1 protein-coding gene is annotated in these 975 nt (G+C 52.6%); it reads right to left on the minus strand.

All coding sequences use genetic code 11. From position 1 onward, the window contains the following. Positions 1–360: 360 nt before the first annotated feature. On the minus strand, positions 361–975 hold a 615-nt coding region (locus tag JIN87_RS27965), incomplete at its 5' end, for a porin (protein ID WP_200360046.1).

Below are 975 nucleotides of genomic sequence, written 5' to 3' on the forward strand. Positions count from 1 at the left end.
ATTGCAAGAGATGAAGACCAAGGTAGATGCGGCATGCCGCGAGCGGCAGCCCTACAGCTAATGAGTTCCACTGTCTTTGAAGATGAACCTTTTTTTGTGGTGTGTAGAAGTCTTGAATGCTGGCAGCCGATTGAAAAACGATGATGAGCCCTAGCCAAAGAGGTAGCGTTGGTTGTCCTCAATCGGATAAAAGGATTTGCTCTGGACCAGTTATGCCCGCTGGGGACAGCGGGCTCTACCTTTGGTGGTGAACCTTTTTGGGGGTGAAATTGTGAATTGTAGCTCTTTCGTGGATACAAAAAAGCCTCCACCGGAAAGGGTGGAGGCTGGTTTTAAAAAGTGGTCTCGGCTTTCTAGGAATTAGAAAGTGAAGAGTGCTTCGAGAGCGAGCTCTGTAGAGTCGCCACCCATGTCGAATTCAACCTGGCTAACTTCAGTTACGAGAGCGAGGTTGTCGTTGACGGCGTGGATGTAGGCGGCTGTGTACTTGTCGAAGTCTTCGTACAGGCCGTCCTGGCTGCTGATGCGGGCTGTGAAAGTGCCCTTGTCGCCAACGCCGACAGAGTACATTGCGAGCCACTGGTCGATCTCTTCCATGGTGTCGGAGTAGTCGTTGTATTCGAATGCGAATGTTGAAGCTCCGACTTCGTAGGAAGTCCAGAAGTTGATGAGTTCGCGGTCTTCGAGGGCTCCATTCGCGGAGTCGATCGCGTAGCCGAGGAAGAAGGTCAAGCCGTCAGCTGGCGTGAGAACGACCTTCGCTTCGATACCCATGTCGTAATCGTCGGCGTCGTTGTTGATAGAGCCATCGTCGTCGTAGACCGAGTCTAGAACTGCGAGGCCGAGGGCACCCCACTCTTCGCTGAAGTCGATTGTTACGCCGTTGTGGTAACCTGGGATGGTAGTGCCGTAAGCGTAAGAGTACTGGTAGAGGCCAGTAGGCTCAGCTGTTTCCCAACCCATGTAGCTGAGGAA

Origin of the sequence: Pelagicoccus mobilis, assembly GCF_016595505.1 — a bacterium.
GTDB lineage: Bacteria > Verrucomicrobiota > Verrucomicrobiia > Opitutales > Opitutaceae > Pelagicoccus > Pelagicoccus mobilis.